General features: G+C 56.9%; 18 protein-coding genes, 1 tRNA gene and 1 pseudogene. 4 read left to right on the top strand and 16 right to left on the bottom strand.

Annotated features, from left to right (window positions below):
- Positions 1–2 precede the first annotated feature (2 nt).
- Positions 3–602, top strand: a complete 600-nt coding sequence (locus PGR91_RS00100) for a D-sedoheptulose-7-phosphate isomerase (protein ID WP_101571405.1) — start codon at positions 3–5, stop codon at positions 600–602.
- Complete coding sequence (locus PGR91_RS00095; RefSeq protein WP_101571641.1) at positions 602–1,414, top strand: glycosyltransferase family 2 protein; 813 nt, start codon at positions 602–604, stop codon at positions 1,412–1,414. The genes PGR91_RS00100 and PGR91_RS00095 overlap by 1 nt, the downstream gene beginning before the upstream one ends.
- A 616-nt stretch (positions 1,415–2,030) precedes the next feature.
- Here PGR91_RS00095 and PGR91_RS00090 read toward each other — a convergent pair.
- Positions 2,031–2,103, bottom strand: a tRNA-Gly gene (locus tag PGR91_RS00090).
- On the opposite strand from PGR91_RS00090, the gene PGR91_RS00085 reads away from it, so the two are divergent.
- Positions 2,077–2,298, top strand: a complete 222-nt coding sequence (locus PGR91_RS00085) for a hypothetical protein (RefSeq protein ID WP_145996507.1) — start codon at positions 2,077–2,079, stop codon at positions 2,296–2,298. The two genes, PGR91_RS00090 and PGR91_RS00085, sit on opposite strands and share 27 nt — an antisense overlap.
- A gap of 84 nt (positions 2,299–2,382) precedes the next feature.
- On the opposite strand, the gene rpiB is transcribed toward PGR91_RS00085, so the two are convergent.
- The 14 genes and pseudogenes from rpiB to carA all read right to left on the bottom strand — a co-directional run bounded on the left by rpiB (position 2,383) and on the right by carA (position 19,616).
- Positions 2,383–2,847 (bottom strand): ribose 5-phosphate isomerase B, encoded by a 465-nt coding sequence (gene rpiB, locus PGR91_RS00080; protein ID WP_101571382.1) that lies wholly within the window; start codon positions 2,845–2,847, stop codon positions 2,383–2,385.
- 59 nt (positions 2,848–2,906) lie between these two features.
- Positions 2,907–3,509: a bifunctional phosphoribosyl-AMP cyclohydrolase/phosphoribosyl-ATP diphosphatase HisIE gene (gene hisIE / locus PGR91_RS00075; protein ID WP_118457664.1), complete on the bottom strand. Its 603-nt coding sequence runs from the start codon at positions 3,507–3,509 to the stop codon at positions 2,907–2,909.
- Complete coding sequence (gene hisF, locus PGR91_RS00070; protein ID WP_055202127.1) at positions 3,506–4,261, bottom strand: imidazole glycerol phosphate synthase subunit HisF; 756 nt, start codon at positions 4,259–4,261, stop codon at positions 3,506–3,508. Before hisF ends, hisIE begins: the two co-directional genes overlap by 4 nt.
- Positions 4,255–5,010 carry a 1-(5-phosphoribosyl)-5-[(5-phosphoribosylamino)methylideneamino]imidazole-4-carboxamide isomerase gene (hisA, locus tag PGR91_RS00065; RefSeq protein ID WP_118657132.1) on the bottom strand — a complete coding sequence of 252 codons (756 nt, stop codon included), beginning with the start codon at positions 5,008–5,010 and terminating at the stop codon, positions 4,255–4,257. Before hisA ends, hisF begins: the two co-directional genes overlap by 7 nt.
- A complete protein-coding gene (hisH, locus tag PGR91_RS00060) occupies positions 5,007–5,588 on the bottom strand; it encodes an imidazole glycerol phosphate synthase subunit HisH (protein WP_118657133.1) in 582 nt (193 codons plus the stop codon). Before hisH ends, hisA begins: the two co-directional genes overlap by 4 nt.
- Entirely contained in the window at positions 5,585–6,709 is a 1,125-nt protein-coding gene (hisB, locus tag PGR91_RS00055) for a bifunctional histidinol-phosphatase/imidazoleglycerol-phosphate dehydratase HisB (RefSeq protein ID WP_055202121.1), read from the bottom strand. The genes hisH and hisB overlap by 4 nt, the downstream gene beginning before the upstream one ends.
- 2 nt (positions 6,710–6,711) lie before the next feature.
- On the bottom strand, positions 6,712–7,734 hold the full coding sequence (gene hisC, locus PGR91_RS00050) for a histidinol-phosphate transaminase (protein WP_118657134.1): 1,023 nt from the start codon (positions 7,732–7,734) through the stop codon (positions 6,712–6,714).
- A 91-nt stretch (positions 7,735–7,825) separates the two neighbouring features.
- Positions 7,826–9,109, bottom strand: a complete 1,284-nt coding sequence (gene hisD, locus PGR91_RS00045; protein WP_055202119.1) for a histidinol dehydrogenase — start codon at positions 9,107–9,109, stop codon at positions 7,826–7,828.
- Positions 9,109–9,960, bottom strand: a complete 852-nt coding sequence (gene hisG / locus PGR91_RS00040; protein WP_118657135.1) for an ATP phosphoribosyltransferase — start codon at positions 9,958–9,960, stop codon at positions 9,109–9,111. The genes hisD and hisG overlap by 1 nt, the downstream gene beginning before the upstream one ends.
- A 260-nt stretch (positions 9,961–10,220) precedes the next feature.
- The gene (locus PGR91_RS00035) at positions 10,221–12,299 is read right to left on the bottom strand and encodes a glycoside hydrolase family 36 protein (RefSeq protein WP_118657136.1); all 2,079 of its coding nucleotides are present in this window, start codon (positions 12,297–12,299) and stop codon (positions 10,221–10,223) included.
- Between the two features lie 63 nt (positions 12,300–12,362).
- On the bottom strand, positions 12,363–12,986 hold the full coding sequence (locus PGR91_RS00030) for a 4'-phosphopantetheinyl transferase family protein (RefSeq protein ID WP_118657137.1): 624 nt from the start codon (positions 12,984–12,986) through the stop codon (positions 12,363–12,365).
- A gap of 1,309 nt (positions 12,987–14,295) precedes the next feature.
- Positions 14,296–15,219 (bottom strand): annotated as a pseudogene (locus PGR91_RS13550) (beta-galactosidase); the annotation flags it as partial.
- 96 nt (positions 15,220–15,315) lie between these two features.
- Positions 15,316–18,540: a carbamoyl-phosphate synthase (glutamine-hydrolyzing) large subunit gene (carB, locus tag PGR91_RS00020; protein ID WP_101571369.1), complete on the bottom strand. Its 3,225-nt coding sequence runs from the start codon at positions 18,538–18,540 to the stop codon at positions 15,316–15,318.
- Entirely contained in the window at positions 18,528–19,616 is a 1,089-nt protein-coding gene (gene carA / locus PGR91_RS00015) for a glutamine-hydrolyzing carbamoyl-phosphate synthase small subunit (protein WP_118657139.1), read from the bottom strand. The genes carB and carA overlap by 13 nt, the downstream gene beginning before the upstream one ends.
- A 277-nt stretch (positions 19,617–19,893) precedes the next feature.
- Between carA and PGR91_RS00010 the strand changes: the two genes are divergently transcribed.
- Entirely contained in the window at positions 19,894–20,655 is a 762-nt protein-coding gene (locus PGR91_RS00010; RefSeq protein ID WP_172970744.1) for a TrmH family RNA methyltransferase, read from the top strand.
- Here the strand turns inward: PGR91_RS00010 and PGR91_RS00005 are convergent, their stop codons facing one another.
- Entirely contained in the window at positions 20,656–21,999 is a 1,344-nt protein-coding gene (locus PGR91_RS00005; RefSeq protein ID WP_055202105.1) for a sodium-dependent transporter, read from the bottom strand.
- Positions 22,000–22,113 lie beyond the last annotated feature (114 nt).

The following is a 22,113-nucleotide window of genomic DNA, read 5'->3' as shown; positions in this document are numbered from 1 at the left end:
TTATGAATGTTGAACAGTGTATTGCGGATCAGATTCGGGCGTCGATATCGACCAAGCAGGCCATTTTATCGGACAAGGGGCTGATGCGGAACATTGCGGCCGCTGCCCAAATGATCGTGGATGCGTACGAACAAGGGAAAAAAACGCTCTTGGCCGGTAACGGCGGAAGCGCCGCCGATGCACAGCATATCGCAGGAGAGTTTGTCAGCAAATTCTATTTTGACCGGCCCGGTATTGCTTCCATTGCGTTGACGACCGACACGTCGATCATCACCGCCATCGGGAACGATTACGGCTACGATAAATTATTCTCCCGTCAAATACAGGCCCAGGGATCTGCCGGAGACGTGTTCATCGGCATTTCGACATCCGGAAATTCGGCAAATCTCGTGGAGGCTCTGCGCATGTGCGGGCAAAAAGGAATAAAAACGATAGGACTTACGGGATTTACGGGCGGCGAAATGGATTCGATGTGCGATTTATGTATAAAAGTGCCGTCCGGCGAGACTCCCCGGATACAGGAATCGCATATTCTTATCGGACATATCATCTGTTGTATCGTCGAAGAAAAACTTTTCGGCGACTTAAAGCCGAATCAATGATGCTTACCGCTTCGGTTGTCACATACCATACCTCGCTTCCGGAGGCGGGAGCCGTGCTGGATTGCGTCCTTCGTAGTTCTATCGATAAACTTTACATTATCGACAACTCCCGCAACGATGCCCTGCGCATTTTGGAAAAACGGTCTTCGAAAATCCGGTATATCCACAACGCCAATATCGGTTACGGCGGAGCTCACAATCTCGCTATCCGGGAAGCGATGGAACTCGGTGCGAAATACCACGTCGTTCTGAATCCGGACATTCGGTTTGCGCCGGAAACAATCGAATCCCTCGCCTGCTATATGGATGCTCACGAAGACGTGGGACAAATCATGCCCAAGGTTTTCTATCCGGACGGACGGTTGCAATATCTTTGCAAACTGTTGCCTACCCCGGCCGATCTGATATTCCGCAGATTTTTGCCGACCGGTTGGGCTAAAAAGAGTCGGGAACGTTTCGAATTACGTTTCTCCGATTACGATAAAGAGAAGAATATTCCTTTTCTGTCCGGTTGTTTTATGTTTTTGCGCGTAGAAGCGCTCTGCAAAGTCGGGTTGTTCGATGAACGTTTTTTTATGTATGGCGAGGATATCGATTTGTCGCGCAGGATGCACCTTCAGTACCGTACGATGTATTACCCCGGAGCATCCATCGTGCATCTGCATGAAGCGGCTTCGTATAAAAACCGGAGAATGCTGCTCATTCACATACGTAATATAATCCGGTATTTCAACAAATGGGGGTGGTTTTTCGATGCCCAGCGTAGAAAGATCAATAGACGGTTGTTGAAAGATCTGAATTATAATCGCTGATATTATATCGGTTGACGGTACGTACCTTGTAATACCCGATTGCCGGAACTGTTTTCAGAACGTGCGATTCATAGCGAGGACGAACGGTCCGGTCGTTCTTTTCGGTGATACGGAAGGCGCTGGCATATTCGCTGCCGATGTCCTTTCTTTTATCGCGATGCGGGCGTCGGCGGTGTAATTGGCTCGAAGCGAGGGGGCAGGAGGCGGTGCGATCGCTCTTACCGGCCTTGTCGTTGTTTATAGGTTGAATAACAAAAAATCCGGATGGAAACCATCCGGATTTTTTATTGGCATTGCCGGAGAAGCAAATGACTGGCGGAGCAGACCCTTCGACGGGGGAATAACGTATGCTGGCAGAAATAGCAATATCCCGCGTCTATCATGTGATTCCTCGGGGATGAGTGTCTGATAATTAGGGTTTGATGTCTGTATAACAGCAAGGGTAATAGTTGTTTAAAAGCCGTTCCTGATTTGGGACGGATAGGGTCGTAGGAAGGTTATGCGCCCCTGCTTTTTACCGTTTTTCCTTTCAGGGCCTAAAAAGAAAAAATCCTTACATATCATGGATGCATAAGGATTTTTCTATCTTTTTCAGCCTCTTTATCAGGGCTTTAAGAGCGGAAAACGAGACTCGAACTCGCGACCCCAACCTTGGCAAGGTTGTGCTCTACCAACTGAGCTATTTCCGCAAAATAATAAAACGAACTCTTCTCCTTTCTATCTCTGCAAATCTCTTTCTTCGTGCTCCCTCTTCCCCTTTCTCTGCTGGTGAAGCGCTTCGTTTTGGTGATGCAAAAGTACGATTAAAATTTAATTTTACAAATTATTACGAAAAAAAAATTGCGGTTTTTACCGATTTTATGCCGAAAATTTTTGAGGGATGAAATGAAAGGCAGGGTTTTGTGCCCTGCCTTCGCGCATTCGGTCGTCGTGCGGAAATCCGCCGGCGTTCGTCTTCGGTTCGAAAATTATTTTTTCTCTCCGCAGCCGCAGTTTTTCAACGGAATCTTATCGATACGAGCCTGATGGCGGCCTCCTTCGAATTCGGTGTTCAGGAAAATATCGACGATTTCGCGGGCCGTGTCGGTGCTGATGAACCGCGCCGGCATGGTGCAGACGTTGGCGTTGTTGTGGCGGCGTGCCAACGATGCGATTTCGGGTTCCCAGCAAAGGGCGGCTCGGATTCCCTGATGTTTGTTCAGCGTCATCGTGATGCCGTTGGCGCTACCGCACATCGCGATACCGCGCGGCAGTTCCCCTTTTTCGATGGCCTCGGCCAGCGGGTGGGCATAGTCCGGATAATCGCAGCTCTCTTCCGAGTTGGTGCCGAAATCGTACACGTCGTAGCCTTTCGAGTCGAGGTAACCGATTACGAATTCTTTGAGTTGGTAGCCGGCATGGTCGCTGGCTATTCCGATTTTTTTATTGTCCATAGTTTTAGTTTTAGCGTTTCGGTTTGTAAAGATAATGAAAAGCCCCGCATTTTCTATGCCTACTTGTGTCGTTCGGCCAGTTCTTCTTCCAGGTCGGCGATCGACAGGCCTTGGTTTTCGAGCAGTACGAGCAGGTGGTAGATCAGGTCGGATGCTTCGTAAACCACGTCCGTATTGTTGTTCGCTACTGCCTCGATGACGGTTTCGACCGCTTCTTCGCCTACTTTCTGTGCGATCTTCTTAACGCCTTTGGTGAACAGTTTCGTGGTGTACGAACCTTCCGGCATTTCGCGGTGGCGCTGCTGGATTACGCTTTGCAGCTCGCCGATGAATCCTTCGTTTTCGCGTCCGCCGAAACAGGTTTTCGTTCCCTTGTGACAAACCGGGCCGACCGGTACGACGCGGATCAACAGCGTGTCGTCGTCGCAGTCTTTGACGATGCTTTTGACGTTCAGGAAGTTACCGCTGGTTTCGCCTTTCGTCCACAGACGGTTTTTCGCGCGACTGAAAAAGGTCACGCGACCTTCGGCCACGGTTTTGTCGTAGGCTTCCTCATTCATGTAGCCCAGCATCAGGACTTGGCGCGTATTGTCGTCCTGGATGATTGCGGGAACCAGTCCCTCACAACGCTTGGTTGTGTTCAATTCACTGAATTTTATCATAATCTGACAGGTATATGCAATTTGTTCAACTCCTGTTTCAGGCGGGGGATCGGGATCTCCCCATAATGGAAAATACTGGCGGCAAGGGCGGCGTCGGCACGCCCTTCGGTCAATACGTCGGCGATGTGCTGCGCGGTTCCGGCTCCGCCCGAAGCGATCACCGGGATCGACAGCATTTGTGATAGCCGAGCGTAGGTTTCGCACGGGTAGCCGTTTTTCGTGCCGTCGTGATCCATTGACGTGAATAAAATCTCGCCGGCTCCGCGCCGCTGCGCTTCGGCGGCCCACGAAAACAGTTCCTTGTCCGACAGCCGGTGTCCGCCGTGCGTGGTCACGCGCCACCGGCCGTCGATCTGTTTGGCGTCGATCGCCACGACGACGAACTGGTTGCCGTACTTCGACGCGATATCGCTGATCAGGTCGGGGTTATTGACGGCCGCGCTGTTGACGGTCACTTTGTCGGCCCCGGCGGTCAGCAGCCGTCCGGCGTCTTCGACCGATGCGATGCCGCCGCCGACCGTGAACGGGATGTTGATGTTCGCGGCGATGCGCGTCACCAGTTCGGCAAAAGTCCTGCGCCCTTCCATCGACGCGCTGATGTCGAGGTAAACCAGTTCGTCGGCTCCCTCTTCGGCATACCTGCGTCCCAGTTCGACCGGGTCGCCGACGCCGCGCAGTTCGAGGAAATTGATTCCCTTGACCGTCTGCCCGTCCTTGATATCCAAGCAGGGGATGATTCTCTTCGCTAACACCGTTGTTGGTTTTTGTCGGTTCGTACTGTAAGCATGTATTTTTCGAGCTGTTCGAAACGGATCCGTCCTTCATAGATCGCCTTGCCGACGACGACGCTGCGCAGTCCGTTTCGATCGAGTTCCTCGATGTCTTCCCATGAGCTGATGCCGCCGCTGACCGTAATGTCGATCTCCGGAAACGTTTTTTGGAGTTGCAGATACAGCGGGACGGACGGGCCCGAAAGCATCCCGTCTTTGGCGATATCGGTGCAGATCACCTGCGACAGTCCTGCGCCGCGGAACGATCCGATCAGTTCTTCGACTCCCACCGTAGCGGCTTCGAGCCAGCCGTTGATCGCGATCCGTCCGTCGCGGGTATCTGCGCCGAGGATCATTTTCGCGGAGCCGAATTCGGCCAGCCACTCGCGGAACGCATCGGGCTGCGTGACGGCGATGCTGCCGCAGATCGCGCGACTCGCTCCGCTGCCGAACACATCGCGCAGGGCTTCGGCATTTTTGATGCCGCCGCCGTACTGCACTTGCAGCGAGGTCGAAGCGGTGATCCGTTCGAGCACGTTCAGGTTGACCGGGTGCGCGGCCTTGGCTCCGTCCAGATCGACCAGGTGCAGCCGCCGGATGCCGCAGTCCTCGTAACGTCGCGCCGCGTCGAGCGGGTCTTTGTAATAGGTGGTACGGCGGTCGTAGTCGCCCTGCGTCAGCCGGACGCACTGGCCGCCGATCAGGTCTATTGCCGGGATAATCTCAATCATAGCGTTAAAAAGTTTTGTAGGATGCGTTCGCCGACCGAGGCGCTTTTTTCCGGATGAAACTGCGTCCCGAAGAAGTTGCCGCGGTTGATCGCGCCGCTGAACGTTTCGCCGTAAACGGTCGTGGCGATCGTGTCGCCGTTGACGGTCGGGGCGTACGAGTGCACGTAGTAGACGTACGAACCTTCGGCGATACCGTCCAGCAGCGGCGAACGCAGGTTCCCGATGCTGTTCCATCCCATGTGCGGTACTTTGAGCCCTTCGGCCGTGAATTTACGCACTTCGTTGTCGAAAATTCCGATGCACTCGGCGTCGCCCTCCTCGCTGTGGCGGCACAGCAACTGTACGCCGATGCAGATACCCAGTACGGGCTGCGTGAGCGAACGGATCGTTTCGACCAGTCCGCGTTCGCGCAGTTTTTCCATCGCGGTCGAAGCTTCGCCGACGCCGGGCAGCAATACCCGTTCGGCCGAACGGATCTCGTCCGGCGACGCGGTGATCCGGTATTCGGCTCCCAGTCGTCCGAGCGCGTTGGCGACGGAACGCAGGTTGCCGGTGTCGTAGTCGATTACTGCTATCATAATACTCCTTTACTGCTTGGCAATTCAAATTTGAAGCCGTTGCGGGCGATGGCCATCCGCAGCGCGCGAGAGAAGGCCTTGAACACGCCCTCGATTTTGTGGTGCTCGTTTTCGCCTTCGGCCGCGATGTGCAGGTTGCAGCGCGCGGCGTCGGCGAAGCTCTTGAAGAAATGGCGGAACATTTCGGTCGGCACGTCGCCGATGCGCTCGCGGCGGAACGGGACGTTCCAGTCGAAGTCGATCCGGCCACCGAAGTCGATCAGCACGCTGGCCCGGCATTCGTCCATCGGCAGGCAGAAACCGTAGCGTTCGATGCCGAGTTTCGATCCGAGCGCCTGGTAAACCGCTTCGCCGAGCACGATGGCCGTATCTTCGATCGTATGGTGTTCGTCCACTTCAAGGTCGCCTTTGACCTCGACGATCAGCGATACTCCGGCATGGTGCACGATCTGTTCGAGCATGTGGTCGAAAAATTTCAGTCCGGTGTCGATGTGCGACGACCCGCTGCCGTCCAGGTCGATCGCCACGCGGATATCCGTCTCGCGCGTCTTACGGGCGATTTCGGCGGTGCGTTCGCCGGCGCGCAGGAATTGCCAGACGCGGTTCCAGTCGTCGGTGATCAGCACGCAGTGTTCCGCAAGGCCCCTTTCGGCCAATATCGCGCGTCCCGCTTCGACGGGCTGCAACAAGATTCCCTTTGCGCCGAGATTTCGGGCCAATTCGATGTCGGTCGTGCGGTCGCCGATGACCAGCGAATTTTTCAGGTCGTAGTCTCCGCCGAGATATTTGCCGAACATCCCGGTCAGCGGTTTGCGCGTCGGGGCGTTGTCGGCGGGCATCGAACGGTCGATCAGGATGTCGTCGAAGCGAACGCCCTCGCCTTCGAACGTTTTGAGCATCAGGTTGTGCGCCGGCCAGAACGTCGCTTCGGGGAAACTCGCCGTTCCCAATCCGTCTTGGTTCGTGGCCATCGCCAGCTCGTAACCGAGCGTAGCGATGCGGCTCATGGCCGTGATCGCCCCGGGCATAAATTCCAGTTTTTCGAACGAATCGACCTGGTAATCGACCGGCGGTTCCTTGATCAGGGTTCCGTCGCGGTCTATGAAAAGTACGCGTTTCATCGTTACAGTTTTTTCAGGGTTTCGAGCAGCCGGTCGTTCTCTTCCGGCGTGCCGATCGTGATCCGCAGGCAGCCTTCGCATCCTTTGATCCGCGAGCGGTCGCGAACGATGATGCCCGCTCCGATCAGGCGGTCGTATATTGTGCGCGGTTCGTCCACTTCGACCAGTACGAAGTTGGCGTCCGTCGGGTGGATTTTCCGGATGACGGGGTTTTTCGCGAGTCCTTCCAGCACGCGTCCGCGTTCCGAAACGATTTCGGCGATCTGCGCGTCGGGGGATCTTCGCAACTGTTCGAGGACGATTTTTTGCGTCACGACGTTGATGTTGTACGGATATTTCACGCGGCTCAGCGTATCGACGATCAGCGGTTGTGCGAAAGCCAACCCGAGCCGGAGGCCCGCCATGCCCCATGCTTTCGACAGCGTTTGCAGGATGACGAGGTTCGGGTATTCGTCCAGTTCGGACAGGAAGCCCGGCTGGCCGGCGAAGTCGATATACGCTTCGTCGAGGATCACGATGCCGTTGAAACGGCGGATGACCTTTTCGATCTCTTTTTTCGGAAAACAGTTGCCCGACGGGTTGTTCGGCGAGCAGAGGAACAGCAGCCGGGTGTTCTCGTCGGTCGCCGCCAACAGCTTTTCCGCATCCAGCGTGAAACCGGGCTCCAACTGCACCTCGCGCATCTGCACGTCGTTGATCGCCGCCGCCACCTTGTACATGCCGTAAGTCGGGGCGATCGACACCGCATTGTGCCGCCGGGGTTCGCAGAACAACCGGAACACCAGGTCGATCGGTTCGTCCGAACCGTTGCCGATGAAGATCTTTTCGACCGGCACGCCCTTGATTTCCGCCAGCCTCCGTTTCAGGTTTTTCTGATGCGGGTCGGGGTAGCGGTTGTAGTTGTTGTCGTACGGGTTTTCGTTGGCGTCGAGGTAGATGCCCAATTCGCCCTGGTATTCGTCCCGCGCGGTCGAGTAGGGGGCCAGCGTGCGTATGTTTTCTCTGAGTAGTTCGCGGATATCCATCGTTTGTGTCTTTGTCTTGTTTTCGCTACTGTATTTCGGCAGGCGTTTCCGCAACCGGTCGCGGCCTGCCGGGCGTTTTTCGCGGCGTCGTTTACCCGAGGCTTTTCAGCCGGATCGTCACCGCATTTTTGTGCGCGTCGAGCCCTTCGGCCCCCGCCATCGTTTCGATGACGTTCCCTATGCCGCGGAGTCCGTCGGTCGTGATCTCCTGGTAGGTGATCTTGCGTAGGAAGCTGTCGAGGTTCACGCCGCTGTAAGCGTGCGCCCAGCCGTAGGTCGGCAGCGTATGGTTTGTGCCCGATGCGTAGTCGCCCGCGCTTTCGGGAGTATAGTTTCCGATGAAGACGCTTCCGGCTGCGGTGATTCTTTCGGCGATTTCCCACGGATTTTCCATCGAGATGATCAGGTGTTCCGGGCCGTAGGCGTTGCTGAATGCGATCAGGTCGTCCTCGCTGTCCATCACGACGATGCGGCTGTTGTCCAGCGCCCGGGTCGCGATGTCGCGGCGCGGCAGTTCGGCCAGTTGTCGTTCCACTTCGCGGACCACCTGTTCGGCAAAACCGCGCGACGGCGTCAGTAGAATCGCCTGCGAGTCGCTCCCGTGCTCGGCCTGCGACAGCAGATCGGAAGCCACGAAAGCGGGCACGGCGCCCGAATCGGCCATTACCAGCACTTCGGACGGGCCGGCCGGCATGTCGATCGCCACGGTCGAGGTGCTGACCTGCTGTTTGGCGACGGTGACGTACTGGTTGCCCGGGCCGAAGATCTTATCCGTTTTCGGGATGCTTTCGGTGCCGTAAGCCATCGCCGCGATCGCCTGCGCCCCCCCCGCTTTGAAAATACGGTCTACGCCGGCCAGCGAGGCGGCATAGAGGATCGCCGGGGCGATGTCGCCGTTTTTATCGGGCGGGGTGCAGAGAACGATTTCTTTGCAGCCGGCTACGCGCGCCGGGATCGCCAGCATCAATACGGTCGAGAATAACGGGGCGGAACCTCCGGGGATATAGAGCCCGACGCGCTGGATCGGCACGGCGCGCTGTATGCACTTGACGCCCGGCATCGTTTCCAGTTCGACCGGTTGCGGACGCTGCGCCGCGTGGAACGCTTCGATGTTGCGGGCGGCAGTCGCGATGGCGGCTTTCAGTTCCGGAGAAACGTTCTCCGTTGCCTGTCCGATCTCGTCCGGCGTGACGATGACCGATTTCAGTTCGATCCCGTCGATCTGCCGCGTCAGTTCGAACAGCGCTTTGTCGCCTCCGGCTTTCACCGAGGCGAGGATATCGGCTACCCGCTGTCCGATCACCGAACGGTCGATCTGCGGGCGGCTGAGCAGCGGCCCCCATTCGCGCGGGTCGGGATTTACCAGGATTTCCATTACAAGATCATTTTTTCGAGTGAGAGAACGAGGATGTCTTCTGCGCCGATCGTCTTGAGCTGTTCGATTTTGCTCCACAACTCGCGTTCGTTAATCACGACATGGATCGAACTCCAGCCCTCCTGAGCCAGCGGAAGGATCGTCGGACTCTTCATGCCCGGCAGGATGCGGATCGCCTCGTCGATTTTTTCGTGCGGCAGGTTCAGCAGCACGTACTTCATGCCGCGGCTGCGCTCGACCGATTCGATGCGGAACAGCAATTGCGACAGGATTTGACGTTTCTCTTCCGACAACGATTGGTTGGAGATCATCACCGCTTCCGAGAAGAGCACTTTTTCGACCTCCTTCAGCCCGTTGGTTACCAGCGTGCCGCCGGAGCTGACGATATCGAAGATGGCGTCGGCCATCCCGACCGACGGAGCGATCTCGACCGAGCCGGCGATCTCGTGGATCTCCGCGTTGATCCCGTTTCCCTTGAAAAAACGCGACAGGATGACGGGGTAGGACGTCGCCACCCGTTTGCCGTTGAAATAGCCGATCCCGTCGTACGCGTCGGCTTTCGGGATGGCGAGCGAAATGCGGCATTTGCCGAATCCGAGCTTGTGGGCGATTTTTACGTCGAACCCTTTCTCTTCCACTTCGTTGAGACCGACGATCCCGACGTCGGCGACGCCCATCGAAACGGCCTGCGGAATGTCGTCGTCGCGCAGGTACAGCACTTCGAGCGGAAAATCGTCGCAGCGCGTCAGCAGCTTGCGTTTGCTTTCTTCGATCGATACGCCCGCTTCGGCGAGCAGTTCCACGCTCTCTTCGTTGAGTCGGCCTTTGGCCTGAATGGCAATTCGTAACATATTTTCGTTTTTTAGTTGTTTCGTACCGGATTGAACGATATAAAAAAGAGGCTTCCGTAATCGGGTAAGCCTCTTTCGTGTGATTGAATATCGGTTTCAGTTCATACAAACACGCTGCTGCCTACCGTGACGGACGTAGGTGATGATGATGCACGTGAATGTGGTTAAACTGTGACATATTCCGTTCTTTTATGCCGCAAAGTTAGCTTAAAATTTTAAGAAACAAAACATTTTTCGAAGATTTCGCTGTCGGCAAAGCTCTATTTTTCCGCAGGGCCGTATTTCAGCAGCAGCGATCCCGGCGCTTCGCCGATTTCGAGCGTCAGTCCGTCGGCGAGTTCCTTTCCTGTTTTTTCGGCGATTTTGCCGTCGTTGCCGTTCTGCACGCTGTAAACCTGTTGCGGATCGAGTCCCCTCAGTTTCACGACAGTCGAATCTTGCGGGTTGTCTTTGCGCCGGAACGCAACGACGATGCCCGTGCCGTCCGACGGTTTGTTCAGTTGATAGGCCAGCCATACGTCGTCGCCGGTCAGGTCGCCGAGTCCGGTCAGCGGATAATAATCTTCGTAGAAGTAGGGACGCAGTTCCTTGTATTCGGCGATCACCCGCTGCATGTCGGGAATCGAACCGCGGATGCTGGTGATCTCCCAGTTGATCACCATCGTGCTGCTGAGGCTCGACCGGAAATTGTAGTCGTCGGTGCCGTAAATGCCGGTGCCGTGCAGCGGCAGGAAGAAGTTCAGCCCGTAAGTGTGGCACTGGTAGCCGTTTACCTCGCCGTACCGGTAGTCGGTGCGCCACAGCGGCGCGCTGCGGCTCATCGTTTCGAGGTCGAGCCGCCGGCCGCCGGCCGCGCAGTTGTCGATCATCAGGCGGGGGAAGCGGTCAAGCAGGTAATCCCAGAATTTATAAAGCCCTTCGACGTGACGGATCTCCTTCATACCGGTGCGGCCCGGTTCGTCGTTGGCTTCCCAGTATGGGCTGATGCCCATGTTGAAGTCCTGCCGGTAGTAGTCGATCCCGTTCTGTTCGAGCAGGTCGCCGATGTATTTGCTCAGCCAGGCGCAGGCTTCCGCATTGCCGAGGTCGAACAATTGCACCGGATTTTTATCGGAGGACGAGAGCATCCATTCGGGGTGCGTCTTTGCGAGCCAACTGTTGACGATCGCGCGTTCCGGTTCGAACCAGACCATGAACTTCGCCCCGACCCGGTGCGCCGCGTCGGACAGCGGTTTGAGTCCGCGCGGGAAACGGGTGCTGTCGATAATCCAGTTGCCGACGCAGGTCGACCAGTTGCCGCCGGAGAAATCCGGCCCGCCGGAACCTTCGTACCAGCCCGCATCGAGCCAGAACACTTCCGGCACGATGCCGAACTGTTTGTAGCGGTTGATCAGCGCGACGGCGAACTCTTCGGTCAGGCAGCCGTACTCGTTGCACGGGGCCGGATCGCCCCAATCGAATCCCGCCGAAAGCGGGTATTCGGCGAATTTGCCGTCGATTTTGCGGGTGTGGTGCGCCAGCATGAAGCGGCGGAAGCGGTTGTTGCCGTCCATCGGGTCGTTTCCTTGCCAGAACAGCATACAGATCCGCGGCGTGCGGATCGATTCGCCGGGGCGGAGGTATAGCTTCATTTTTTCCATACCGGAGTTCAGCGTGGCGGCTTTGCCGCTTCGCGACAGGGTAGCGTACCAGCCGCCCGTCCAGCCGATGCCGACGACCACCCCTTTTTTATCCGGCGATTCGAGGTTGAAGAACGGAAAGGCGGTGCGGTCGGAAGACCGGCCGTTTTCCGGAGCCATTCGAATCGAATCTCCTGCGCCGAGTTCGGTCAGGATCGGGCGGAAGTCGGCCCGCGATCCGTAGCTTCCTTCTGCATACAGCAGTTTGAAGTCGCCTTCGTCGGCCGTTTCCATCGTGTAGTCCGCGACGCGTACCAGCTCCAGCGTATCGCTGTTTTCGGAGGACGTATTCGTGAAATTCATCACCCATTCCACGGTATTGAATTCCCGGAATCCGGTCGCATGGCAGTCGGCACGCAGTCCGGTCGCCGGGTCGAGGTACGAGATCCGGTATTTGACCACCTGCGGATCGTCGCTTTGCTCTTTTTGCATCGTATGCTTCCATTTGCGGATGAATTCGGCCGACGGTTTTCCTCCGTAAACGAACGAGAACGGCGGAACTTTTCCTTTGGCAAACGCAGTCGTAATCCACCGGCCGGCGTCTTCCGGAACGGCGATCCGTTGTTTGACCTGCGCCTGTATGCAAGGAGGCGTTGCCAGTAGTACGGCTGTCAAAGCCGGTAGCAGGACGGCGGTCCTAATCAGCGTAGAGATAGTCATGTTTTATCGTTTGAAGTTAGAGTGCGGCGTTCGCAGCGCAAAAATAGGAAAAAACGGCGGTTTTTACCTGTTTTCTCTTTCCGGAATGCGGTTTCCGAAACAATAGATCATAAAAAGGGTTTCATTCGAACAGTCTTGCAATGTGACGCCGTATTCCCGGATCGTTCCCCGCAGCGTACCGTAGACCGGATCGACAGCGTCGATCCGGATGTCCCGTAAGAAGTCGGTTTCGGGGATTCGGGCCCATTTGTAAAGCGTTTCTTTGGCGCACCAGATTTTACCCGGCAGGTCGCCCTCCGTGCCGAACCGTTGCCGTTCGTCCGGGGAAAGGTATTTCGGAGCGGCTTTCAAAAAGTTCCGGTTACGCAGTTCGATGTCTACCGCGCAGGGAGTCTTTGCGATGATGACCGCAGCGTAACCTTTCGTGTGACTTACGCCGATGTATTCTCCGCTTTTCAGCACCGGCGCTCCGTTCGGATCGTAGCCGGTTTCGGCCTGAGGCGTCGTTTCGTGCAGCAGCGCGTGCCATGCCAGCCACTCTTTGCGACGGTTCCCGGTCGTGAGGCGCTCGGAGGCGTAAATGCGCTCTTGCGGGGTGCACAGCGATCTCAATTCGGTTTCGCTTTCGTCGATTTTCCACAGCACGATCAGCCCGTTCGGCAATTCGGATCGGTAAATCAGAGGCATGGGCGGACGGTTATTCGGGTTCGACGGTGAACAGGTCGCAAAAACCGGCCGGAACGGAAATTTCCCTGCCGCCCTCGATCTCCAGTCCGGAGAACAGGCCGTGCGCGCGGCCTTCGAAGCCGAGCGAAACGGGGCGGGCTTCCGCGCCGGGATTGCGTAGGGCGATGAAATTCAGACGATCCCGTTCGTATAGCGCATCGGCGCGAACGCCTCCCCGGGCGCCCAGCGTCGGCGCGGCATTTCCGGTGCGCAGCACTTCGCCGAGCAGCGCGTCGAAAGCCGCCTTGTTTTTGAAACTGCCTTCGCCGACGTTGGTTCCGCAGTAATACAGGGTTCCGTCGCCGATCTTTTTGCGGACGATGCAGGCCGTTCCGGGGCGGAAAGCCCCGAGCGTGTCGGCATCCGGAGCGTCCAGTTCGGCATAGCGCAGCGCGCCCCAGAGGATGTCCCCGTTTCGCATCGCGACGGGGACGTAGGGCCCTCCCGATACGCCGAAGTCGCGCAATGCTTTGGCGGCGTCTTCGCTCAGGCGGACGTTGACCCCTTCCTGCGTGTCGAGCTTGAGCCGGAACGTGGAGGTGGTATTTTTTTCGCGCAGGTTCCATTTGTCGTCCAGCCCCAGGCCGGGCAGCGTGCGGCTGTGTCGGCCCGTGTCGTCGTTATAGCCTCCTGCGTGCGCTTCGACCAGTAGCGTGCCCCCTTTTCGCACCCAGGCGTCGATGGCTTCGGCTTCGCGTTGGGAAAGGTAGTAGCAGTCGGGGAGGATCAGCACGCGGATGCCGTCCAGTCGTTCCAGTCCTTCCGAATTGACGAAGCGGTAACCGTAACTGTTGCGATAGCAGTATTCCGCATAGGCGTTTACGCCGGCGGCCAGCCCGTCGAAATTGCGGAACATGCAGTAGTGGAAAATTTCGTTGCCGGCGCTTTTCCAGATGCCTATTTGCGGGGCTTGCGGGAAAGAGCGCATCAGTTTATCGGAGACGGGGGCCAGTGTCCGGACGAACCGCGAAGCGGCTCGGGTGATCTCGCGGTCGGTTCCGTCGAGCTGCGTGAGACCCCACGCCGGCGCTTCGATGCCCAGCACCTCGGGTCGGTACTGCCAGAAGAGGAATCCTTTGATGCCCAGTCCGATTTGCGGAATGAAGTCGTGCAGCAAATCGTCCATGCCCAGCATGGCCTGATGCGTCGTAATTCCCCCGCCGTTGATATGGCTTTCGACGTTGTAACAGATCTTACCCCGGCCGGCCGACAGCACCTGCGGCGTGAAAAACGGCCCGTTGTTCATCGTGGCGGCGAAAACGTCGCACATTTCGGCTACTGCGAAATCGTCCGTGCAGGTGCTTACCGCATTAAACGGTTGCATCGTGTTGGGGACTACGTGCAGGTAGGCCGCTTGTTCGGGCGCAAGCTCGCGCACCATTTCCAACCGCCATTGAGCTTCGCGGGTCATCGTGTAGCTGTGGAAAAGCCGCCAGTCGATGAAGTCCTTGATCGTTTCCGTGTTGCGGGGCAGTTCGACTTCTTCCCAGTCGTTGTAGCAACGGCCCCAGATCCGGTTGAGGGTTTCGATGTCGCGGTATTTCCGTTGCAGCCAGCCGATGAATTCCGCCCGGCAGTGGTCGCAGTAGCAGACCAGGCGGTCGAGCTGCGCGTCGCGCTGCGGGAACGAAAGTTCCGGTTCGTTCCAGACGTCCCAGAAACGGACTCCTTTGCGGTCGCGGAAATGCAGGATCGCCTGCCGCATGAACGCTTTGCGGGCTTCGAGCGCTCCGGGATGGTTGTAACAGGGGCCCGGGTGGCCGCCGCCCTGACGATGCCCCACCGTATAGGGTTCGATCCTCCGTCCGTCGTTGGCGAGCTGTTTCGCGTCGGGGTATTTTTCATAAAGCCAGACGGGGGCCACGTCGAAAATGGTGTTGAACGTTACTCGCAGTCCGTTTTTTTCGGCGAGGTCTGTCAGACGATCCAGGTCGCCGAAATCGTATTCGTTTTCTCTGCGGTTGTTCCAGCGCCATTGCACCCAGAATTTAACGTCGGTGAATCCCAGTTCTTTCATGCGACTCAGATCCGTTTCCCAGCACTCCGTTTCGGGCGTCGGGGCGCGGTAGTATTGGGCCCCGAACAGGAACGGGTAGCCGTCCGGTACGGTCGCAGCGTTCGGGTGCGAGCGGGCGGACAACGCGCCGGTAAAAAGGTGTGGCAAAAGTAGTAAAAGTGCGAATAGCGGGCGCATGGTTTTTCGGGTTTAGGGTAGGAACACAAAAATAAGTAAAAACGCCGGAATTACAATTGTTCCGGCGTTTGGAGAGGTATTCCGGAAAGTTCCCGGCTAATATTCGTTCCAGCTTTTGATCCGCACGTCTTCTTTGCTCAGCCGGCAGAACGCATTGATGAATGCGCTGGCGAGCCGGGCGTTGGTAATCAGCGGAATGTTGAAGTCGATCGCGCTACGCCGGATCGTGTAGTCGTTGTTCAGTTCGTCCTTCGACAGATTTTTCGGGATATTGACCACCAGATCGATCTTCTTTTCCTTGATATAAGTAAGCGTGTTGGGCTGTTCGTCCTGATCGGGCCAGTGCAGCACCGTGGCGTGTACGCCGTTCGTTTCGAGGAAGACGGCCGTTCCGCGCGTAGCGAAAATGTCGTATCCTTTGGCTTGTAGTGCCTTGGCTGCCGACAGCATGTCCATTTTCGACCGCGAATCGCCGGTCGACAGGAGGATGTTTTTTTTCGGAATCGTATAGCCGACCGACAGCATCGCTTTGAGGATCGCCTCGTGGAAATCTTCGCCGAGGCAGCCCACCTCGCCGGTCGACGCCATCTCGACGCCGAGCACCGGGTCGGCTTTCTGCAACCGCGAGAACGAGAACTGCGGCGCCTTGATACCGACGTAGTCGAGTTCGAACGCCGATTTATGCGGCACTTCGGGATCGACGCCGAGCATCACTTTGGTCGCGATATCGATGAAATTCACCTTCAGCACCTTCGATACGAACGGGAAGCTCCGCGATGCGCGCAGATTGCATTCGATCACCTTGATCTCGTTGTCCTTGGCCATCAACTGCATGTTGAACGGCCCGGATATGTTCAGCATCCGCGCCACTTCGCGGGCGATCTTCTTGATCCGCCGCATCGTTTCGACGTACATTTTCTGCGGCGGGAAAACCATCGTCGCGTCGCCCGAATGCACGCCGGCGAATTCGACGTGCTCGGAGATCGCGTAGATCAGCATTTCGCCGTTTTTCGCCACCGCGTCGATTTCGATTTCCTTGGCATGTTCGATGAATTCGGTCACCACCACCGGGTATTGTTTCGACACGTTGGTCGCCAGGGTCAAAAAGTGTTCGAGTTCTTCGCGGTTCGACACGACGTTCATCGCGGCGCCGGAGAGCACGTAGCTCGGCCGGATCAGCACCGGGAAGCCCACTTCGTCGACGAAACGGTAGATGTCGTCCATCGTGGTCAGTTCCCTCCATCGCGGCTGGTCGACGCCGATCCTGTCGAGCATCGCCGAAAATTTGTGGCGGTCTTCGGCGTGGTCGATGTCTTCGGCCGAAGTGCCGAGGATCGGGACGTGCTCATTCTGCAACCGCAGGGCCAGGTTGTTCGGGATCTGTCCGCCGGTCGAGACGATCACGCCTTTGGGCGTTTCGAGGTCGGTGATGTCGAGCACCCGTTCGAGCGTCAGCTCGTCGAAGTAGAGGCGGTCGCAGGTATCGTAGTCGGTCGAAACGGTTTCGGGATTGTAGTTGATCATTACCGAACGCAGCCCCTGCCGGCGGATCGTGTTCAGCGCATTGACGCTACACCAGTCGAATTCCACCGAGCTGCCGATCCGGTAGGCCCCCGATCCGAGCACGATCACCGAACGCTTGTCGTGCGCGAATTCGATGTCGTGCGACGTGCCGTTGTACGTGACGTACAGGTAGTTGGTCATCGCCGGGTATTCGGCCGCCAGCGTGTCGATCTGCTTGACGTACGGCGTGATGCCGCGCATTTTCCTGTATTTGCGGATCGTCAGCATATCGGCCTCGATGTTTTTTGCGGTACTTTTGCTCACCATGCGCGCTAACTGAAAGTCCGAAAAACCGCGCTGCTTAGCCTCCAGCAACAGGTCGTCCGGCACGTTGGCGATGTTATTGTGCTGCTCCAGTTCGTTTTCGATCCGGATGATGTTTTCGAGTTTTTCGAGAAACCAGCGGTCGATCCGGGTCAGTTCGTGGATGCGTTCGACGGTGTATCCCTTTTTCAGCGCATGAGCGATCACGAAGATCCGTTTGTCGGTCGGATGGCTCAGCGCGGCGTCGATGTCGTTCACTTCGAACTCTTTGTTCGCGACGAAACCGTGCATACCTTGTCCGATCATCCGCAACCCTTTCTGGATTACTTCTTCGAAGTTGCGGCCGATGGCCATCACTTCGCCGACCGATTTCATGCTCGAACCCAACTCGCGCGAAACGCCTTTGAACTTGCCGAGGTCCCAGCGCGGGATTTTGCAAACGATGTAGTCGAGCGCCGGTTCGAAGCAGGCGGTCGTGCTCTTGGTGACGTTGTTTTTCAGCTCGTGCAGGCCGTATCCGAGGCCCAGTTTCGCCGCGATGAAGGCCAGCGGATAACCGGTCGCTTTGGACGCCAGCGCCGACGAACGGCTCAGCCGGGCGTTCACCTCGATCACGCGGTAGTCTTCCGAGTGCGGGTCGAGGGCGTATTGCACATTGCATTCGCCGACGATCCCGATGTGCCGGATGATTTGGATCGCCAGTTTTCGCAGTTTATGGTATTCCGCATTGGAAAGCGTCTGCGACGGGGCCACAACGATGCTCTCGCCGGTATGGATGCCCAGCGGGTCGAAGTTTTCCATATTGCAGACCGTGATGCAGTTGTCGTAGCGGTCGCGCACGACCTCGTATTCGACCTCTTTCCAGCCTTTCAGCGACTTTTCGACCAGAATCTGCGGCGAGTACGAAAACGCTTTGTTCGCCAACGCGTCCAGTTCCTCGTCGTTGTCGCAGAAGCCCGATCCGAGGCCGCCGAGCGTATAGGCCGCGCGGATAATCACCGGATAACCCAACTCGTGCGCCACCCGTTTGGCTTCGGAAACGGATGTTACCGCTTCGCTTTTGATCGTCCGGACGTCGATTTCGTCGAGTTTTTCGACGAATTTCTCGCGGTCTTCGGTGTCGATGATCGCCTGCACGGGAGTGCCCAGCACGCGTACGCCGTATTTTTCCAATACGCCGCTTTGGTAGAGCTTGACGCCGCAGTTCAGCGCCGTCTGGCCGCCGAAGGCGAGCAGGATGCCCTGCGGCCGCTCCTTTTTGATAACCTCTTCGACGTATTCGGGCGTCACCGGTAGCAAGTACACCTTGTCGGCGATGTTTTCCGACGTCTGGATCGTCGCGATGTTCGGGTTGATCAGCACCGTGTAAACTCCCTCCTCTTTGAGCGCTTTGAGCGCCTGCGAACCCGAATAGTCGAACTCTCCGGCTTCTCCGATCTTGAGTGCTCCCGAACCCAGCAGGATCACTTTTTCCACTTTATCTATCGTTTGCATTTTTCGATGTTTTGGATGAACTGGTCGAACAGAAATTCGGTGTCTACTGGCCCTCCGGAGGCTTCCGGATGGAACTGTACCGAGAAGAACGGCTTGCTTTTGTGGCGGATGCCTTCGCTGGTGCCGTCGTTGAGGTTTACGAAATAGGGTTCCCATTCGGGATCGAGCGTGGCGGTGTCCACGGCGTAACCGTGGTTCTGCGACGTGATGACGGCACGGTTCGTACCGACCATCAGCGCCGGCTGGTTATGGCTGCGGTGTCCGTATTTCAGTTTGAAGGTGGTCGCTCCGGCGGCGATCGACAGCAGTTGGTTGCCCAGGCAGATGCCGAAGATCGGCTTGCCGAGCGCAATCGCCTTTTTGATGTTGGCGACCGTGGCCCCGCATTGCTGCGGGTCTCCGGGGCCGTTCGACAGCATCACCCCGTCGTATTCGAGTTGCGTGAAATCGTAGTCCCACGGTACGCGGATCACCGTCGCGTCGCGGTCGCACAGGCAGCGGATGATGTTGTACTTGCAACCGCAGTCGACCAGTACGATCCGGTGCCGACCGTTACCGTAAGTCTGCGCCTGTTTCGTGCTGACCTGCGCGACGAGATTTTCGCGGTTCGGATCGACGAACTGCTCCGGCTCGGGCGTTCCTTCTACGAGCACCTTGCCGAGCATCACGCCGCGTTCGCGGATGATCTTGGTGATCTGCCGCGTATCGACGCCGCAAATGGCCGGAACGTCGTTGTCGGCGAGCCATTTGCCGAGGCTTTCGACCGCGTTCCAATGGCTGTACTCGAACGAGTAGTCGGAGATGACCAGACCCCGGATGTGGATACGGTTCGATTCGAAGAATCGGAGCATCCCGTTTTCTTCGGTAAACTGCGGAACGCCGTAATTGCCCACCAGCGGGTAGGTAATCACCAGAATCTGGCCGCTGTACGAAGGATCTGTTAAACTTTCGGGATATCCGGTCATCGCGGTATTGAAAACGACTTCTCCGGGAACGGAGGTTGCGGCGCCGAACGAGTACCCTTTGAATAGGGTTCCGTCTTCCAGAACGAGACGGGCGGTTTTTTTGTCAGACATTCTATATCAGTAAGTTATGAATTTTCGTAAACTTGCTGAAACGGTCTTCTCTTCAGAATAGTTTCTGAACTGCAAAAGTACGGATAGATTTTCGATTGTGCAAACCGATGCGGAAAAAGTTTTTCGGGAAGAGGTCGTTTTTTTGTCGTGCCGGATTTTTTATCGTGACCGGGGTATTCCGGAGCGAGTATGAAACGTTTCGGTGCAATCCGGTAAAATAATCGTATCTTTGCAGACGCGTTCCGAAGTCCGAAAATGTAAATTCAATCGCCGTAAGATGTTGACCAAAGCCGAAATCGCTTTTATTCGTTCGCTGTCTTCACGCAGGGAGCGCGCCGCCTCGGGGCTGTTCGTGGCCGAAGGGGAGAAATCGGTGCGCGAAATGCTCGCCTCTTCTTTTCCGGTGCGTCGGGTTCTTGCCGTCGGGGACGGTGCGGAATGGTTGCCGTTGCGGGCCGATACCGAACTGGTGCGGGTCTCCCCGAAAGAGATGGAGCGTATCAGTATGCTGAAAACGCCTGCCGGCGTGCTCGCCCTGGTCGAAATTCCGCATTACGCGCAGCCGGAACGTTTCGGGGACGGTGCGCTCGTGCTGGCTCTGGACGACGTGCAGGATCCGGGTAATATGGGGACGATCGTCCGGCTGGCCGACTGGTTCGGTATCCGAGATATCGTCTGTTCGGAAGCGACGGCCGATTGTTTCAATCCGAAGGTAGTGCAGGCGACGATGGGCGCGATTACGCGCGTGCGGGTGCATTACCTGCCGCTGTCCGGTCTGCTGGAGAAGGCGCTGTCGGACGGCATTCCGGTCTACGGCACTTTCCTGGACGGGGACGACATCTACGGCGCGGAGCTCTCTGCGGACGGGATTCTGGTGATGGGAAACGAGGGGAAAGGAATCGGCCCGGATGTGGAAAAATGCGTGTCCCGCCGCCTGTACATTCCGTCTTATCCCGGCGGAACGGCTACTTCCGAGTCGTTGAACGTCGCCGTGGCTACGGCCGTGGCCTGCGCCGAATTCCGCCGCAGGTTGCGTTGATCAGAGCAGTCCGATCCTGTTCAGGAACAGGATGGCGATCACGACCGGAATTACGAATTTTATCAGGAAACGGATCAGCGGAAAAATCTTTACGCCGTATTGCAGGTTGCTGGTAAATTCGTTCCTGAATTTTACGGGGGAAAATACCCAGCCGGTGAACAGGACGATCAGCAGGCCGCCCAGCGGCATCAGCACGTTCGACGACAGTTGGTCGCATAGATCGAAAAGATTCATGCCCGCGACCGAGAGTTTCGAACCGGGCATCATCGACAGCGCGCACAGCGATCCGGTGACCGTGATGGCCGATGCGGTGTAGAAAATAGCCCGCTTGCGGCTGAGGCGCAACTCTTCGGTCATGTATAGCACGATGACTTCCAACAGCGAAATCGACGAGGTGATGGCTGCGACGAACAACAGGAAAAAGAAGACGACGGAGATGATATAGCCGCCGGTCATCTGGGCGAAGACGTTCGGCAGCGTCAGGAAAACCAGCTCCGGTCCGGAAGTGGGGCTGATGCCGAACGAGAAGACGGCCGGGAAGATGGCCAGTCCCGACAGGATCGCCACCGTGATATCCGAAAAGGCCACCATGGCTCCCACGCGGGGCATATTCTCATTTTTGCGTAGGTACGATCCGTAGGTGATCATCGCGCCCATGCCGAGGCTCATCGAGAAAAACGACTGTCCGAGCGCCTGTAAGACGGTCGTGCCGGTGATTTTCGAAAAGTCGGGCTTCAGCAGGAATTCGATGCCGGCCTGCGCGCCGTCGAGGGTCAGCGAGTTGACGGCCATGCCGAGCAGCAGTACGAACAGCATCGGCATCAGGATTTTCGTATAGCGTTCGATCCCTTTTTCGACTCCGGACAGAACGATTCCCGCCGATGCGACCGTAAACAGAAAAGTCCAGATCACCGGCTTCCATCCGCTGGCGACGAATCCGTTGAAGCTGTCGCGGATTTGGTCGGCGCTCCGCCCGTTGAATTGGTTGAAAACGGATTCCTTCAGGAATTCGAACGCCCAGCCGGCGATTACGCAGTAGAACGACAGGATCACGAAGGCCGTGAGGATTCCCATGTAACCGACCAGTTTCCATTTCGATCCGGGAGCCAGTTTGTTGAAAGCCCGCATCGGGTTGCGGCGGGTCGAACGGCCGATGCTGAATTCGGACAGCATGATCGGAATCGAGATTAGAAAGCTGGTTGCCAGGTAGATCAGAATGAATGCGGCGCCGCCGTTCTCGCCGGCCACATACGGGAATCGCCAGATGTTTCCGAGCCCGATGACCGAACCTCCGACCGCTGCGACGGTTCCGAACCTGCTGCCGAATGATCCTCTTTTTGCCATGCCGAATAGTTGTCGTTTTGAAAATAATTAAACAAAGTTATTATTTTTAACGGAATTATAATCGGCAAAACGAAAATTCCATCTGACTTTCCGGATATTTCAAAGGATAATCTT

The sequence above is a fragment of the Candidatus Alistipes pullistercoris genome (assembly GCF_027665465.1).
In the GTDB taxonomy this organism is placed as follows: Bacteria; Bacteroidota; Bacteroidia; order Bacteroidales; family Rikenellaceae; genus Alistipes_A; species Alistipes_A hominis.
The sequence above is the reverse complement of the archived record's forward strand: the minus strand, read 5'-3'. Positions and strand labels throughout refer to the sequence as shown.